The sequence below is a fragment of the Lewinella sp. LCG006 genome, from assembly GCF_040784935.1.
Lineage (GTDB): Bacteria > Bacteroidota > Bacteroidia > Chitinophagales > Saprospiraceae > Lewinella.
This window is the reverse complement of record NZ_CP160680.1, coordinates 3881098-3898934: the sequence shown is the minus strand read 5'-3', so window position 1 is coordinate 3898934 and position 17837 is coordinate 3881098. Positions and strand designations below refer to the sequence as shown.

Sequence of the window (17837 nt, the reverse complement as noted above, 5' to 3'; positions counted from 1 at the left end):
TACAAAAAAACAAAAACGGCGGCACCCCGAAGGATACCGCCGCCTGTAATCGTATTTATTGGAATAGGGCAAATTCACAAATTCACCCTATAACCATCTATCATTACTTTACAGCAATCATCTTCTTGGTTGCAGTGAACTCACCGGCCGTTACCGTGTAAGTCAATACACCCGTTGCACCTTGGATCATCTCCTTGGTCAAGTTGATCGTGTTGTAACCAGCTGCGTAATCACCACGTACTACAGTCAGTACGCGACCACTAGCGTCGCTGATCGTTACGGTTGCTTCTGCATCCGCTGGCAAGTTGAAACCGATCAAGGTTGTTGCTGCGAATGGGTTTGGCGTGTTCTGGTATACTTCGAAACCTGCTACGGCAACTGCTCCGTTAGAGAAGTTTACGCCTACGTTCATGGTGTTACCATTTCCGTATGCTTCAGCAGCAGTGTAACGGCTAGATACGTTGATTACGTCACTCAACTCAGCATCCACTGTTGGGCGGATTACCAGGCTGAACAATACGTCCTCAGAAGTAGCTTTACCGTTCCAAGAAGCAGTGATCATACCTTCAGCAGCGTAACGCATACCGAAGTTCTCAGCTGTAGCTACACCGTACTCGATGTCTACCAACTCTGCTCCGTTCAAGTTCAAGGTACCCTGGAAGCCTTCTACTGATGCCATATCAGCACCACGGAATGCTACCGTGTATACGTTACCAGCTTTCACGCTTACGTTCTCTACTTCGAAGTTGAACTGACCGTTCAACGTACGATCGTCACCAGCCAAAGCATTGGCTTGTGCAGAACCGTTTACGTCACCAATCTTAACACCTACGAAGTCGGCATCCAGTACATCACCCGCCAGGTTGTTCTCGTTGATCAACTCTGGGAATGCTTCGAACCATGGGTTCGTCGCTACAGGGAACTCGTAAGCTGCATCCACAAAGCGCCAGCTCGTGTTGTTAGCAAACTGCGTATCAATGTTCAAGATCAACTTACGCAACTGGATCATATCCAGCGTCGTGATCGTGTTTGAACGGTTGATGTCCGCTGCGATCCGCTTGTAAGGGCTATCCAATGGCTGTACGCCAAGGATGTGCTTGCTCATCAGTACCAGGTCAAAGGTAGACACACCATTCAGTGGGTTGGCGTTCAGGTAAGGAGTAACCGTATAGTCACCTCCTAAAGCCAGGTTGCTGAAGTTGTACGTTCCATTGGCATTGGTTACCATCATGGCAGACATACCGCCGTTGATGCTCACCTCTACACCTTCTACTGTCTCGTTGCTTTCCGTAGCGATAACACCCTGGATAGTTCCAGTGCCACCAACGCCACAGTCAACGTGCTGCTGTACCAGTACATAAGTCTCACAGTAGTCGTAGTTACCATCTTCGTCGAAAGCGTATACGTAGACAACCGTTGTAGGATCATCTTGATCGGTCAATACCAATCCAGTATCATCTGGGCTTGGTACGAAGTTAGGATCAGCTTCTACATCTGCTGCACGGTAGATAGCGTACTTCGTCACGCGAGGTAGACCACCGAACAGTTCTGGTCCCTGACCAGTACAGTCACTGATTGGTGAACCTTCGAAGTCAGAAGCCCAGATCGCCATCGCACAACCACCATCTTCCTGAGGCATCAAGGTTACGGTCAAGCCGTTGATACATACTGGTGCTGGTCCTTTGCAGTCGATCACATCGAACACGATGGTCTCGCTGGTCTGGTTACCACAACCGTCCTCAAACAATACGCGTACGGCGTGGTAGACATTGTCTCCCATCGCGTTGGTAATGATTGGGAAGGTACCTGCGAATACGTAAGTGCCGTCACCGTTGTCGGTGATCAAGGAAAGTACGTTCTGATCAGCTACGAATTCGTTCGACTTGATGTCGCCGTCGCCGTTAGCGTCTACTGCGAAAGCATCAAGCTCAGCAGATACGATGCTTACCACCAGGTTACCTGCGCCGTCAAACAATTCACACTCGTCAGATACACTGAACGGAATGCTTACTGCTTCTTCACAGTTACCATCATCATCACCAAACTGGCCAGGAAGCAGGTTAGGGCAGTTAGCCGTTGGGCCACCGTACTCTCCCACTGCTACCACTGGTGCGGTAGAGTCGTACACTTTCACAAATTGCGTGTAGATGTAGCGACCGTAGTTGCGACGACCAAACTGGTCAGCAGGAATACAACCAGGAGTGTTGCCTGGGATGTTGTCATAGATCACATCAGCGATGTCAGAATCTCCGTCACGGTCATTGTGGCGGCGATCGATCACTACGCTGTACTGGATGCCTTGCTGAGCATCAGCTACACCATCACAGTTGTTGTCTACTGGGCCAAAGCCACTCACCACCCGTACTACTGGGCGCTCGTTGCCTTCTACCGCACGGTCTACAGGAAGTGCCTCACCGTCGTCTTCGGTCATGCGAGGAAGAACAAGTCCTTCGTACTCACCATCCCAAACACACCAGTTGATTACATCGTAAGTGATCGAGAACTTGTAGCACTCATCACCCGTAGCAGAGAAGATCACTGGCTCACCAATGTTTACGCTCAATACATCACAACCTACAGTGGTCGTAATGATCGTTGGTACATCAGGATCACCACAATCAGCGTCAGCATCTTCTGGGAAGTCGATCGTGAAGTCGTGTACTTCCGTGATCGTGATCAGCTGGCTACAGCTGTTCGTCGAACGGTATACTTCGTTGATGTCGATAGCTCCGTTGCCGTTAGCATCGCCCTCTGGGCGCAATTGCCAAGCTTCGAAACGACGCGTGATGGTTCCCCAACCACAATCGTTAACCTGCAAGTTTGGCGTACGCTCTACGATGGTATCCACCGCACAGTTGTCTGTACCGGTAGCACCGCCGAAGATCGCGCTCATCATGGTAGAAGTAGCAGCAAAGTCTTCGTCGTAAGCCGTAGCAATATCACCAGGGAAAGCCAATGGCAGATCAGAACAAGTCAAGGTGACTGGTGCTGGTGCGTAGCAGAATGGGTTCAATTTATCTTCTGGAGTAACAACCTGCCAGCAAATGTTGGTGTTGCCAGCTTCGTCGGTTACCCGTAGTTCGATAGTGATTTCGTTGTCGATATCACAGCAGTAGAAGTCTACAAAGTCGCCCCATGGGCTCCAGCGGCTGGCACTTGCATCACAAGTGTTGTTGCGCCAGTAGTTACGACGTACTTCCAAGGTTACTTCACCACAGTTGTCGTTAGAACCTTCGTCAACATCCGCAGCGAAGAGGCGCGCGATACCTTCGATACCGTTGGCTACATCACCACCACCGATGGATACGTTGATGTCGTCGTTACAAGAAGCTGTTGGCTCGATGTCGTCGGTAACCACTACCGTGTATTCTTCACAAGTTTCGTTACCACAAGCATCTTCGGCACAGATGATCAGGATGTGCTCACCAATTGGTGCTGATACTACATCACCGTCACACAAGTCACCACCAGCGAAGAATGATTCGCCGAAAGCCAATACCGTGTAAGTCGTGCCAGCTACGCTTGAACATCCGTTGCCGTCAGTAAGGGTAGGACATGGAATCGCTACGTTCGCCAAACAGCTGAATGGTGACGTAGATACGTTGATTACGTTAGGAATACCAGAAATAACTGGACCAGTAGCATCAAATACTTTGATCAATTGGTTCAAGGTACCAGATCCACCTGGGTTACACCAGTCGATGATGTTCCACTCACGACGGAGCTTGTAAGTACCTTCACAAACAGTGATACGTGGCTCATCAGAGTAAGATGCACCGATGTTACAGTAAGTCTGATCAAGGTCGTAGAAACCAAATGCCGTACGAATCCAAGGGTAGCCAGATGCAGATGGATGAGGGTTGCCATTCGCATCAACAGCGAAGTTCTCATCACACTCCAAAGGAGCTACAAATGGTGGGAATACCAAGTCGCCAATCGTTGGCTTACGGAAGGTAATCGTCTGTGTACATGCTACTACGCGAGGAGCACCAACACAGGCACCGTCGTAACGGTCTGAGACCGTGAAGGTACGCGTCAGCGTTACATCACCACAATCACCTGCAGAGCTTACTGCATCAGAAAGGGTTACTTTCACCGGACCACAGTTGTCGCTAACTACAGGGAAACCAGTCAGGTTTACTTTTGCAATGAAAGCATTCAAAGCAGCAGTGCTACCTCCAAAGAAGGTGTTACGCGTAGCCGTGAAGTTCAAGGTACCATCTGCACTTGCAATCCATGACTGAGGCGTCTGGAAGCGGATGAAGTCGATATCCTCACATACCAAATCACGGGTATCGGTAATATTTACAGGGGTAAACTCTGGACCAGAAACACCCGTGTTGTTATCAGAATAGATGCTTACCGTCCAGTTACCAAACTGCGTCGTCAACCAGTTGGTCAATACCAAGGTATAGGTTGTGTTAGGCAACAAAGGCAGGCTCAAACGTAGTGCTGGATCGAAAACATTTCCACCAGGTACGAAAGCATCGTCAGAAGAACCGATGAGGTTCTCACATGGTGCTGTAGGATCGAAACCGCCCTGGAAAAGGAACATGCTTCCATCACCCCAAGCAGTTTCCATCAAGATCGTGTATACGTCAACAGGAATAGCAAAGTCTGGCGTAGTGAAAGTTACTACGTCATAGTTGTGGATACCATCAGCCAGGAAGCCCTGGTTCAAACAGCTGTAGTTGTTGAAGTTCAAGGTTGCATCACCAGCATTGAGGTTACCACTTGCTTGGTGAGCAGCGTAGTCCTGCGTTACGGTGCTTGTGTTCGCTGGGCAGTCGATTTTAGGATCAGTCTTGTCTTCAGCGTTGATATTACCCCAACAGGTGTAGACGAGCTCACCAGCAACAAAGATATCTACAGAGTAGGTGTGTGCACCACAACCAGAAATTACATCGGTGTTTCCTCCATCAACCGTTACGATGATTTCATCAGCACAATCATATCTACCTGTCAATACCATTTGTGGCTTGATTACAGAAGTACAGTTTGCACCGAGCGTGACGTTTAGGTCTGCGACACAAGCAGGACCGAAGTTCTCTACTTCAATTACTGTTTCTACCGTCTGCGTACATCCGCGGTAAGCTGGTGTAGTTCCGCCATCAACAGAAACACCACCATTGCCATCATCTGCACCAGTATAGGTCATCACTACAGTATTCAGACCAGAAGGCAAAGCCGTAGGGTCAAATACAGTAGCTGCAACACCATTGATCGTGAAGGTCACACCATCAGGTCCGTTGATGTCGTCATCATCCGTACCACCAAGGGTGATCGCACCTTCGAAATTACAGTAGATAGGGTCTAATTCAGGATCAAATACTGGTGTTGGGTAAGCACAAGCATTACCAATCATGAAATTGAATCCTACAGCCTGACCATTAATGAACTGGTCAACCGTCAAGGAATAACCAACATCATCGGCATGATCAAATCCGATCGTGTAAATGCTACCATTGTACACCAGGGCATCACCAGCGGCAACACCGATAGCTCCAGTAGCGCTAACTACTCTAAAATCAAGACCAGCAGGTAATGCTGCGCCCATTGGGCCAGTAATCGCTACAACTTCACCAAAGGTGCCATCGTTAGGATTATCGTAAGTTCCTGCTGCTGCATCGAAAGTGATAGGAGATGCATCGTCATTACAAGAACAAGGGTCTGTAATTGCGACGCCACAGTCCTCTACAACTAGCGTAGAAGTTGCTTCGTAAACACATGCTAAATCACCCATCAAGGTGTAAGTAACGGTGTATTCGCCTGGTTCTAAAGCAGCTAGATCTACATCAAAAGTGCCATCACCATTATCGGTAACACCCTCACCACTGTAAACACCACCTGCTGGCGTAGCGCCACCGGTGAAAGTGTAAGAGAAGGTTCCGTCACAAATCGTAGCCAAAGCAGGGAATTCTACCGTTGGCTCTTCAAAAGTGCTTTCACAGGGTACATCAAAGACGTAAGAGGTGTTTTGATCGACACCGTCAACCACCGTAATGACACGGTTGGTGAATTGGCCATCACAACAAGAAACCGTACAAGGGTCACCTACGCTGAAATTCTCGTTGATTTCACTTGCACCCATCCCTGGGTTAATGATGAACTTGAATTCAGTATCACCAGGCTCCAGAAATACCGTCGTACAGTAGATGCTTGACTCTGGTCCTTGTTGCATCATTGGGTTGGCGAAAGGATCGAAAAACGAGTTAGGGAAAATACCGAACACGTTGACCGTACCCGTAGGCATGATACAACCAATATCTACACAGAATTCTACATTCGCTCCCGGAGGAGGCGTACATACTTCGTCACAGCTATTGAAGCCGAAAGTAACCATTTGGTTAACACCGTCTTCAACTACGATAAGACGGTTCGTGAAACCAAAGTTAGTCGTCGTACAGGGATCACCCTCAGAGAAACTTTCCTCCATACCATTGAAGAGGAACTTGTATTCCTGGTTACCAGGAGCAAGGAAGATTGTTCCACAGTAAATTCCGTCGCCATCATCGTCAGACAAGAAGTTACAACTTCCGCACCAACCGTTGAATCCACCGAAGATACTTACGTTCTGTACGTCTGGTAAACAGCTTGCGTCTACACAGAACTCGACGCTCGCACCAGGAATACCACAATCTGCTTCTGGCACACAGCTTTCCCAGGCGTAAGTCAGTGTTTCTGGCATACCAGCTACAACCGTGTAGTCGCGCTTCCAGCCACCGGCACCATCCGTAGCGCAAGGTAGTTCCACCAGGTTTTCAGGGCCACCAGCACCAGCTGCTGCAGCATAGAAGAAGCCGAAACGAATATCACCCGCAGGTAAAGATTCCGTACGACACCAAATGTTGTTTCCAGTGTTCGTTAATGGTGAACCACCAGAATTGAAACTGTTAAAGTTCGCTTGAAGTCCTTGGGCAGCGAAACCTGGAATGTCAGCTTCACAAGTAAAATCTACACAGAAGGTAATATCTGTTAAAGCACCACAAGCTGATTCTGCTTCACAGCTTTCCCATGCGTAGGTAAGGGTTTCTGAAACACCTTCTACTACCGTGTAGTCGCGCTTCCAACCTCCGTCGCCAGGAGTTGCACAAGGCAGCTCGGCAAGGTTTTCAGGGCCACCAGCACCAGCGGCGGCGGCATAGAAGAAACCGAAGCGAATATCACCCGCAGGCAAAGATTCTGTGCGACACCAAATGTTGTTTCCGGTATTCGTTAGTGGTGAACCACCAGAGTTGTAGCCGTTAAAGCTGGCCTGAAGCCCCTGGGCAGCGAAGCCAGGTGCATCTGCCTCACAGCTGAGATCTACACAGAACTCAATATCCGTAAGACATGCTGCTGTTGCGTCACAACTTTCCCAGGCGTAGGTTACCGTTTCGTTTTGTCCCGCCACTACGGTGTAAGAACGCTTTACCTCACCAGCAACGGTGCTGGTACAAGCTGATCCGTTCAAGCCAGCAAGGTTCTCAGGGCCACCGGCACCTGCTGCTGCAGCATAGAAGAAATTATAACGTACTTCACCTACAGGTAAAGTCTCCGTACGACACCAGATATTATCACCAGTATTCGTCAAAGGCGTAGGACCTGAGTTGAAGCTGTTGAAGTCAAAAGCAATCGCCTGGGCAGCAAAGCCGGGAGTATTGGCCTCACACGTCAAATCTACGCAGAACGTAATGTCAGCAGTAGGAGGAGCACAAGCTACCGAAGTAGTTAAATTAGCTACCCAACCAGAACTGGTTATTGAAATATCCGAGGTAAAGTTAAAGTTGATACATCCACCGACCGTGGAAGTAATCGCTGGAGGAGTAGTCGTATAAGTACCATTACCAGTAGCAGCACCAGAAACCGTTAAGCGATCACAACAGGTCTCCAATGCAAAGCTAACAAAAGTAGCTGTCACTGTTGCACCAGCGTCCGCACAAATTTGAGTAGTACTATTTTCATTATTGCTATAGTTACCACCAGGCCCTCCACTATCGGTGTAGGTATCACCATCTTCAAAGTCGCTACATGCCGTGTAAATGGCAGGTGGAGGACGATGTTGAATCTCTTGATTACTTCCTGTACATCCACTAGATGTAGAAATCGTAGCGGTCCATCCAGCTGGAGTAACCGAACCATCAGATGTGAAAGTAAAAGTAATACAGCCTCCTACTGAAGATGTAATGACCGGAGGAAGAGTGGTACCAGCATAATTCCCGTTTCCTGTGGCAGCTCCAGTAACCGCTAACCGGTCGCAGCAACTTTCAACATTAAAAGAGTTGAAGGTAAAACTCACTGTCTCACCAGCCTCCGCACAGAACGTCAATGCTAAGTTTTCGTTATTAGCATAACTGTTACCAGCACCACCGCTATCGGTGTAAATGTCTCCACTGAAAAAGTCGGCGCAGGCATTCAATGGTTCCACTACGCCTCCTGCACCGTGGATGATATTGGTTTGCGCCTCCCCAATGATAGGGACGGCGAGCATGAGCAATAAGCCGAAGCAACATCGCCATGCGTGATAAAGCGTAAAGTTCGCTTGTCGCATAAGATTACAATTTGTTATAAAAAAATTAAGGTCGTAATACGTATCAATAAGGTTTATGGCAATAATACCTTAAACACTTAAAATTAAATTAGTTACAATCAGGTCGTCAAAAAACAAAACTTCGTTTCAGCCTATAAAGGTAGTGATATTACTACCATTCACCAACTAATATTCCCAAGCAGCATTTGGCCTAAAAGACCAAATGCTACTTGGACTATTTTACTTCAGCAGCACTACTTCTCCAGTCTTGGTCAGCAGCGTGCCATCGGTCAGTTCTATTTCTACTACGTAGAGGTAAACGCCCGGATTTACGTCCTCCCCGCGGTAGGTTCCGTCCCAGCCAAACTGGCTGTCATTGGCCGGAATATCTTCCCAGGAAAGAACAGCTCCTCCCCAGCGATCAAATATTTGGAAGCGGCGAATCATCTTCACATTAGCTCCCGCATAAATCACAAAGTCATCATTAACACCATCGTCATTGGGCGAAAATATATTTGGAATGTAGATGCGCTCCGTTCTGTCCACAAAGATCCTAATTTCATCACTTATAATACAGCCATTTTCGTCCACGACAGTAACCGTATAAACTGTTTGTTGTTCAGGTGACACAAAAGGTTCCAAACAGTCGGTACAACTTAGGGTTTGATCAAAAGTCCAAATGATGGTATCAATCACTGCGTTGGTCGTGAAAGAAAGCTGTGCGCTATCTCCCAAAAGTACTTCATCTTCTACTGCGTCTGACGTCAAAATAAGGAAGAGGTTAGCAGCTGGTAAAATACTGATATTCGTAGTGGATTCACAGCCTTCTGCATCCTGCACCGTCAAAGTGTAAGCACCTGGCGCAAGGCCAGCAAATAAGACATCCGTAACAAAAGCACCACCATTGAGGGAGAACAGGTAAGGCTCCTGGCCACCTGCCACTGATTCGATGCCAATACTACCATCGTTTTCACCAAAACAGCTTTCATTGGTGGTATTGATTACCGGTGCCAAATCAAGGTTACACGGTGTGCCTGCACAAGGGATACAAATCGAGCCATCACAGTTGAGGATGGTTTCCTGGTCATTGAAGGTATTAGGATCACCATCATCACAGGCTTGAACAGTGGTGGGGCCGTTGCTACAATCGAGAATCGTTCCAGCGCAGGGTACACAAATGCTACCATCTGACAAGAGAATCGTTTCTACATCATTGATGGTACAGGGGTCGCCGTCGTCACATGGCAAGACTTGCTCACAAGTACCATCCGTGCCACAAGGGGCAGGTGTGCCGGTACAAGGAACACAGACCGAACCATCGGCATCCAAAATCGTTTCTTGGTCATTGGTCGTACAAGGATCGCCGTCATCACAGGCTTGAACCGTGGTGGTGCCCGTGGTACAATCTACAGGTTCGCCCATACAAGGGATACAGATGCTACCATCACAATCGAGGATGGTTTCTACATCATTGATTGTAAACGGATTGCCGTCATCACAGGCTTGCGTGGTGCTAGGCCCCGTGTTACAATCTAAAACGGTACCCATACAAGGTACGCAGATGCTACCGTCGCAATTAAGGATCGTCTGTACATCGTTGATCGTACAGGGATTATTATCATTACAAGGAACAACGGAAGTTGTACCAGTAGCACAATCCGTAGGCGTGCCCATACAAGGCACACAGACGCTACCGTCTGACAAAAGAATTGTCTCTACATCGTTGATGGTACATGGGTTGCCGTCGTCACAGGCCTGGACTTGCTCACAAGCACCATCCGTGCCACAAGGGGCAGGTGTACCAGTACAAGGAACACAGACCGAACCGTCGGCATCCAATATCGTTTCCTGGTCGTTGATCGTACAGGGATCACCATCATCACAGGCTTGAACCGTGGTGGTGCCCGTGTTACAATCTACAGGTTCGCCCATACAGGGCACACAAATGCTACCATCACAATCGAGGATGGTTTCCATGTCGTTGATCGTAAACGGATTGCCGTCATCACAGGCTTGCGTGGTGCTGGGCCCTGTGTTACAATCTAAAACGGTACCCATGCAGGGTACGCAGATGCTACCGTCACAATCAAGGATGGTCTGTACATCGTTGATCGTACAGGGGTTATTATCATTACAAGGAACAACGGAAGTTGCACCTGTATTACAATCTGTAGGCGTGCCCATACAAGGCACACAAATGCTACCATCTGACAAAAGAATTGTCTCTACATCATTGATGGTACATGGGTTGCCGTCGTCACAGGCTTGGACTTGCTCACAGCTGCCATCCGTGCCGCAAGGGGCAGGCGTACCGCTACAAGGGATACAAACCGAACCGTCGGCATCTAGAATCGTTTCCTGGTCATTGATCGTACAAGGATCGCCGTCATCACAGGCTTGAACCGTGGTGGTGCCCGTGTTACAATCTACGGGTTCGCCCATACAGGGCACACAAATGCTACCATCACAATCGAGGATGGTTTCCATGTCGTTGATCGTAAACGGATTGCCATCATCACAGGCTTGCGTAGTGCTAGGCCCTGTATTGCAATCTAATACCGTACCCATACAAGGTACGCAAATGCTACCGTCACAATCAAGGATGGTTTGCATATCATTGATGGTACAGGGGTTGCCATCGTCACAGGCAACTACGGAGGTCGTACCCGTTGTACAATCTGTCGGCGTACCCATACAAGGCACACAGATGCTACCATCGGCATCCAGGATGGTTTCCATATCATTGATGGTACAAGGGTTACCATCATCACAAGCCTGGGTTGTAGTCGGTGCTGTGCTACAATCACCGGGTGTACCCATACAAGGGATACAGATGCTACCATCGCAATTCAGGATGGTTTCCATATCGTTGATGGTTGCAGGATTGCCATCATCACAAGCTTGTGTCGTCGTAGGCCCCGTGGCGCAATCCTGTGCTATGCCCATGCATGGTACACAAATACTACCATCGGCATCCAGAATGGTCTCCATATCATTGATGGTACATGGGTTGCCATCGTCACAGCCCTGGGTGGTAGTGGGGCTATTGGAGCAATCGCCAGGTACGCCCATACAGGGAACACAGATGCTACCATCGCAATCTAGAATAGTTTGCATATCATTGATCGTAGCAGGGTTGCCGTCGTCACAAGGTAGTGTAGTCGTGGGACCGGTGGCACAGTCCTGCACTACGCCCATACATGGCACACAGATGCTGCCATTACAATCAAGGATGGTTTGCACATCATTGATGGTACAGGGGTTGCCGTCATCGCAGCTAACAACCGAGGTCGGTCCAGTACTGCAATTTTGCACCACGCCCATACAGGGTACACAGATACTACCATCGCTGTCGAGGATGGTTTCCATGTCGTTGATGGTACAGGGGTTACCGTCGTCACAAGCTTGTGTGGTAGTGGGTGTCGTACTACAATCGCCAGGCGTACCCATACATGGTACACAGATGCTGCCATCACAATCAAGGATGGTTTCCATATCGTTGATGGTACCGGGATTGCCGTCGTCACAAGCTTGCGTAGTAGTAGGGCCAGTAGCGCAGGTTTGTGCAATTCCCTGACAAGGGACACAGACAATACTATTATCGCAGGCTTCGACAATGACCATGTCATTGGTCGTACAAGCGTTGCCATCGTCACAAGGAAGACTGATCGTTGATGTACAACTTACAATAGGTGTACCTGCACAAGGAATACAAATCTGCGAGATGTCACAGTCCTCCACCGTTTGGACGTCATTCTCCGTACAAGGGTTGCCATCATCGCAGGGGAGGACAATGGTGTTGGTACAGGTGGTGACGGGCGTTCCCTGACAAGGGATACAGATTTGCGAATTATCACAATCGTCAACCGTAACTACATCATTTTCAGTACAAGGATCGCCGTCGTCACAAGGAAGGGTGATGGTATTTACACAAGTATTTACTGGAGTACCCGCACAAGGAATACAAATTTGCGAGATGTCGCAATCTTCTACGGTTTCTACGTCATTTATGGTACAAGGGTCGCCATCATCACAGGGAAGAACAATCGTATTGGTACAAACCGGTATGGGCGTTCCTGCACAGGGCACACAAACCTGAGTGATATCACAATCCTCGACAATTTCTACGTCGTTCTCTGTACAAGGGTCGTTGTCATCACAAGGCAACGTAATGGTATTGGTACAAACGGGTACGGGTACACCGGCACAAGGGACACAGATAATACTGTTGTCACAGGCTTCTACGATTTCGACATCGTTTTCAGTGCAAATGTCTCCATCATCACAGGGTAAGGTGACGGTATTGGTACACATAGGTACTGGCGTTCCCGCACAAGGCACACATACGATGGAGTTGTCGCAATCTTCAACAATTTCTACATCATTGATTGTACAAGGGTCGTTATCATCACAGGGCAAGCTCGTCGTAACAGTACACGAAGGCACCGGCGTTCCCGCACAAGGCACACATACAATGGAATTGTCGCAATCTTCGACAATTTCTACATCATTTATGGTACATGGGTCATTGTCATCACAGGGCAAACTTGTCGTAATGGTACACGAAGGCACCGGTGTTCCTGCACAGGGCACGCAGACCACACTATTGTCACAAGCCTCTACCACTTCCATATCGTTGGCGGTACAGGGGTCGTTATCGTCACAAGGGAGTGTCACCGTATTGGTACAGCTTACGACAGGCGTACCCATACAAGGCACACAGATGCTACCATCACAATCCAGGATGGTTTCCATATCATTGGATGTACAAGGATCACCATCATCACAGGCTTGAACGGTAGTTGTTCCAGCCAAGCAACCCGTGCCTGTGCAGGTAATCAAGTCCGTCTCAATGGTTACGGTTATCGTATAAGCATAGGTCACGTGGCCTGCTATAATAGCATTCTGACCGTCAGTACATCCGGTCGAATAAACGGGTACGATGTCTGCACTAAAGTTGCCCCCAAAATCAAAATTATTCGCAGGACAATTATAAGTTCTATTATAGGGAGCACCACCAGGAGGGAAAAAAGGTTCATTTAATAGGTTGGCCGTTGGGCAAGTTCCTCCCGTGCCGTTGTATGGATTGCAACCATAATAAATGTTATAGTAAACACTAGAGTGGCTGCACCCTGGAGGTATATTCGAGCTAAAACTCTGAATGGATATCGCCAGACTAACCGAAACAATGCGCTCACAAGGGCTAACACTGGAACCGAAGTCAAAATCATGATGGTACCCTTGGCTGTAGGGGCCGCCAAAATTTTTTCTGTCTAGGCCTATTGTCGCGTCTCCCGCGTTTTGAGTTAAGACGATTGTCCTTTGAGCAGCTACTAGCCCTGGCAATACCAAGAGGCCAATAACCAATAATTTTCGCAGCAGACTAGATGGTAGAAATTTCGACATAAGCTTTTTTAAAGAATCAGTACTTCGTTAATTTATTTGTCAAAATTAGCATCGACTCTATAAAACGCACTAAAATAAGCGCAAGAGCTTAGCTTTTTACCAAGCAAAGCTTGATAATTCTTATTTGACTATCATTTGCACGGTCGACCGTTCATAATTTCGAAAACGAACCCTTGCAAACGTTCCCATGCTGGGTCAGGATTGTTCCTTATCTATAGGAACTTCCGAAAGCTCCAAAGCCTTCATCACCAGCGCAATTCGTTTATTATTAGCGGTTTTCACCCCAAAGGAAACGTACATTCTTCTCAAGGACGAACTTACACCCTCTACGCTCAAAGAGACTTTTTCAGCAATCTCCTTGTTACTTGTAGATGGATTTTCGATCAGGAGGTTGAGTATATCCCAGGAGGAAGCACCCAGTTTTGTATCAATTGCCTTTTCAATTTCCTCTTTAACCAAGCGTATTTCGCTTTTTTTCCCCGTAGGTATTTCGGCGGATTGCTTAGCTATTTTTTCTTCTAATGCAGCAATTTTTTCAATCAGCTCTTTTTGCTTTTCCCTTGTTTGAATCATCTTTTTCCTTAAGTACAAAAACATCACTGTCAACAATAACGCCAAGCCTAAAATCAAGGGCCAATAATCAGCGGCGATGCTAATAGTTGATAATATCATACGTCAGGAATAAAGCACCATACAAATGAAAGAAAAGCAATTGATGAAAAAGATTTACAGCTTAGTATTTTGCACGCACTAGCTCAAGCACAATATTATTCTTTATTTAGACACCTTTACTATTTATTACTACATCAAGACTACTACAATGGATTTTGGCTATTACAATACTACTACAAGACTACTACATAATGGTTGGATAGTTTGAAGGTTGCGGGGGGTGATGGTTGGTTGGAAAAGTGTAAGGGTGTAAAAGTGTAAAGGTTTTTGGCTTACGGATCCAAATCGTTTCTGACTTCCCTCTTCTGGAGACTGGTCATTAATGGGTGCGTGACGAAATAATTGCTAAAACACTGATAACCAGTAACAAAAAAACATCTGTGGCCTCTGCAGCCTATCTGCTGCAGACAGGCTCTGCCTGCAAGACCAGCTTGTTGGCAGGCATATCTGCACGTGCCGAAGGGATGGCACACAATTTTGAACACTCTTCCGTAAACGGCCCCCTTACTCCCCTAACAATCAAACGCTCCAACCAATAGCCTGTTTTAACCACCAAACACTACATCAAGTGCTGCACAAATATGAGCACTGGCTTCTTCGAGATCTTCTGTGGTGTGAGCAGCGCTGACGAAGCCTACCTCATAGCCGGAAGGCCCGAGATATACCCCTCGTTGTAAAAGCTCATGGTGAAGTACTTTGAACTTGTCCATACTGGCCGGATCAATTTCGCTGGCGGCACGGATTTGCTCACGGCTAAAAGCCACCCAAAAGATAGATCCGATGTGAGGTATATTGACTTCATAGCCGTTTTTGTCGCAATGTGCCTGGATGCCCGCTACGAAATGAGTGGTCTTGTTGGCCATGGCTTCGTAAAAACCATCTGCCAGACATTGCTCTAAAGCAGCGTAACCGCCCGCCATCGCGACGGGATTGGCCGATAAAGTACCCGCTTGGTAGACAGGTCCCTCGGGTGCGATGTGTGACATGATGTCGGCACTGGCCGCATAAGCGCCAACGGGGAATCCGCCGCCAATGATTTTCCCGAAAGTCATAATATCAGGCTGAATGCCGTAATACCCTGCCGCACCTTCGAAGCCTACTCTGAAACCAGAAATGACCTCATCGAAAATAAGCAGCACATTGTGCTTATAGGCTTTGAGCCGAAGGCATTCCAGAAAGCTCTGTTCCTGTAGCAGCAGGCCATTGTTGGCGGGCACGGGCTCAACAATGATACAGGCAATATCGTGCGCGTGCTCACTGAGGGTCTGCTCAAGTGCATCGCGGTCATTAAGAGGAATCACCAGGGTTTCTCGCGCAAAAGATTCAGGGACACCAGCAGAGGTAGAGGTACCAAAAGTAGCCAGCCCAGAGCCTGCTTTTACCAACAAACTATCAACGTGCCCATGATAACAGCCTTCAAATTTGAGGACCTTGTTCTTACCGGTCACACCACGTGCGAGGCGAATAGCCGACATCACGGCTTCGGTGCCCGAGCTGACAAATCTAATCTTTTCGATAAAGGAATGGTGCTCCAGGATGAGCTTACCTAATTGGTTGCCCATCCGGTTCGGTGTACCAAAAGAAGTGCCTTTACTCAGGGTTTCTATAACAAATTCGCGGATGCGATCATTGTTGTGGCCATGTATAAGCGGGCCCCAAGAACAGCAAAAATCCAGGAAAGTATTGCCGTCCTCATCCGTCATGCGACAACCATTTCCTTCACGGATAAACAGCGGTGGACCAGATACCGACTTAAAAGCCCGTACTGGTGAATTGACGCCTCCTGGGAAATATTGTTTCGCTTCTTCGAACAAGGCCGCTGATGCGGAACGGTTAATGCGGTTGGTAAACTCCATGCTTGCTATTTTTTGCTGCCGCAAAGGTAAAATTTTCAACGGAGGTCTAGCGCAGAAGGATTGTCAGGGTTTGATCAAAGATTTTTTTTGAGGAAGTATTGACAAGCACAATGATTAATCGTATATTTGCGATATAAAATAAAACAAATGGCAATTAACAAATCAGATGTCTTTCCGGAAGAGGTACAAGCATTGGCGGCTTTAGCGAAAGCAATGGGCCATCCGGCACGGATTGCGATTTTACAGACCTTAGCACAAAAACAAAGTTGTATCTGTGGCGAGATCGTCGAAGTAATGCCTTTGTCTCAAGCTACCGTTTCCCAACATCTAAAAGCCTTGAAAGAAGCGGGCTTGATCAAGGGAGAAGTAGAGGGCGTAAAATCCTGTTATTGCCTTAATGTGGAGTACCTTGAAAAGATGAGTCCACTTTTACATCAATTCATTAGCAATATTCTCACACCAACCTGCTGTTAGAACAGCACAATACCATTAACAATGGAAAACAAGCATGAAACCACGGCCAGCCTACCGCTCGCCGATAACAACTGCTGTGCCAGTGATTGCTGCACGGAGGACAACACCAACAAATCGGCTACAGAACTCAAGGCACTGGTACAAGAAAAGTATGGTGCTATCGCGCGCCGGGCAGCTGGTGGCGGTTGCTGCGGCGACCAAACCATGGACTACAGCATCATGGCCGATGAGTACGACGAACTAGCGGGTTATGCCCCCGATGCCGACCTGAAGTTGGGATGTGGCCTGCCCACGGAGTTTGCCAAGATCAAAGCAGGAGATGTAGTCGTCGATTTGGGGTCAGGAGCGGGTAACGACTGCTTTGTAGCACGCTCCGAAACAGGGCCAAGCGGACAAGTGATTGGCGTAGATTTTACGGATGACATGCTGATGAAAGCTAGAAAAAACACCCTTGCCCTGGGGTACAACAATGTGTCTTTTATAAAAGGGGACATTGAGAGCATTCCACTGCCTGCGGAAACAGCTGATGTGGTCGTCAGCAACTGTGTTTTCAACCTAGTGCCCAATAAAACAAAGGCCTTTGCGGAAACGCACCGTATCCTCAAGACCGGTGGTCATTTTAGTATTTCCGACATTGTATTGGAAGGGGATTTACCTCCAGCACTTCAAAAGGATGCAGAAATGTATGCGGGATGTGTTGCTGGTGCGATTCAATACGAAGACTATCTGGGTTTACTTCGTCAACAAGGCTTTAAGCACTTGCAAGTACAGAAAAAGAAACCAATTGTCCTCCCGGAAGAAGTGCTTGCTCACCACCTGAATGCTACTGAAATAGCTGCCTTCAGCAAAGATTTCGGCATCTACAGTATTACTGTTTATGGCGAGAAATAAAGCGTTCATTGCTAAATGATGTCCTATTT

At 47.8% G+C, this 17837-nt stretch carries 6 protein-coding genes; 2 read left to right on the top strand and 4 right to left on the bottom strand.

The features are described 5' to 3' along the window. Window positions 1–103: 103 nt before the first annotated feature. The 4 genes from AB0L18_RS14055 to hemL all read right to left on the bottom strand — a co-directional run bounded on the left by AB0L18_RS14055 (window position 104) and on the right by hemL (window position 16443). The gene (locus AB0L18_RS14055) at window positions 104–8530 is read right to left on the bottom strand and encodes a CUB domain-containing protein (protein WP_367387936.1); all 8427 of its coding nucleotides are present in this window, start codon (window positions 8528–8530) and stop codon (window positions 104–106) included. 219 nt (window positions 8531–8749) lie between these two features. Beyond that, on the bottom strand, window positions 8750–13915 hold the full coding sequence (locus AB0L18_RS14050) for a gliding motility-associated C-terminal domain-containing protein (protein WP_367387935.1): 5166 nt from the start codon (window positions 13913–13915) through the stop codon (window positions 8750–8752). 195 nt (window positions 13916–14110) lie between these two features. Next, window positions 14111–14587 carry an AsnC family protein gene (locus AB0L18_RS14045; RefSeq protein ID WP_367387934.1) on the bottom strand — a complete coding sequence of 159 codons (477 nt, stop codon included), beginning with the start codon at window positions 14585–14587 and terminating at the stop codon, window positions 14111–14113. 545 nt (window positions 14588–15132) lie between these two features. After that, a complete protein-coding gene (hemL, locus tag AB0L18_RS14040) occupies window positions 15133–16443 on the bottom strand; it encodes a glutamate-1-semialdehyde 2,1-aminomutase (RefSeq protein ID WP_367387933.1) in 1311 nt (436 codons plus the stop codon). 147 nt (window positions 16444–16590) lie between these two features. Here hemL and AB0L18_RS14035 point away from each other — a divergent pair, with 147 nt between their 5' ends. Both AB0L18_RS14035 and arsM read left to right on the top strand, forming a co-directional pair. Then, on the top strand, window positions 16591–16917 hold the full coding sequence (locus AB0L18_RS14035) for an ArsR/SmtB family transcription factor (RefSeq protein WP_367387932.1): 327 nt from the start codon (window positions 16591–16593) through the stop codon (window positions 16915–16917). Between the two features lie 21 nt (window positions 16918–16938). Then, complete coding sequence (gene arsM / locus AB0L18_RS14030; RefSeq protein WP_367387931.1) at window positions 16939–17808, top strand: arsenite methyltransferase; 870 nt, start codon at window positions 16939–16941, stop codon at window positions 17806–17808. The last annotated feature ends 29 nt before the right edge of the window (window positions 17809–17837 follow it).

Excerpts from the sequence above, each read along its gene's own strand:
- hemL (WP_367387933.1), bottom strand. The coding sequence starts at position 16,443 with ATGGAGTTTACCAACCGCATTAACCGTTCCGCATCAGCGGCCTTGTTC.
- arsM (WP_367387931.1), top strand. The coding sequence starts at position 16,939 with ATGGAAAACAAGCATGAAACCACGGCCAGCCTACCGCTCGCCGATAAC.
- AB0L18_RS14050 (WP_367387935.1), bottom strand. The coding sequence starts at position 13,915 with ATGTCGAAATTTCTACCATCTAGTCTGCTGCGAAAATTATTGGTTATT.
- AB0L18_RS14035 (WP_367387932.1), top strand. The coding sequence starts at position 16,591 with ATGGCAATTAACAAATCAGATGTCTTTCCGGAAGAGGTACAAGCATTG.
- AB0L18_RS14055 (WP_367387936.1), bottom strand. The coding sequence starts at position 8,530 with ATGCGACAAGCGAACTTTACGCTTTATCACGCATGGCGATGTTGCTTC.
- AB0L18_RS14045 (WP_367387934.1), bottom strand. The coding sequence starts at position 14,587 with ATGATATTATCAACTATTAGCATCGCCGCTGATTATTGGCCCTTGATT.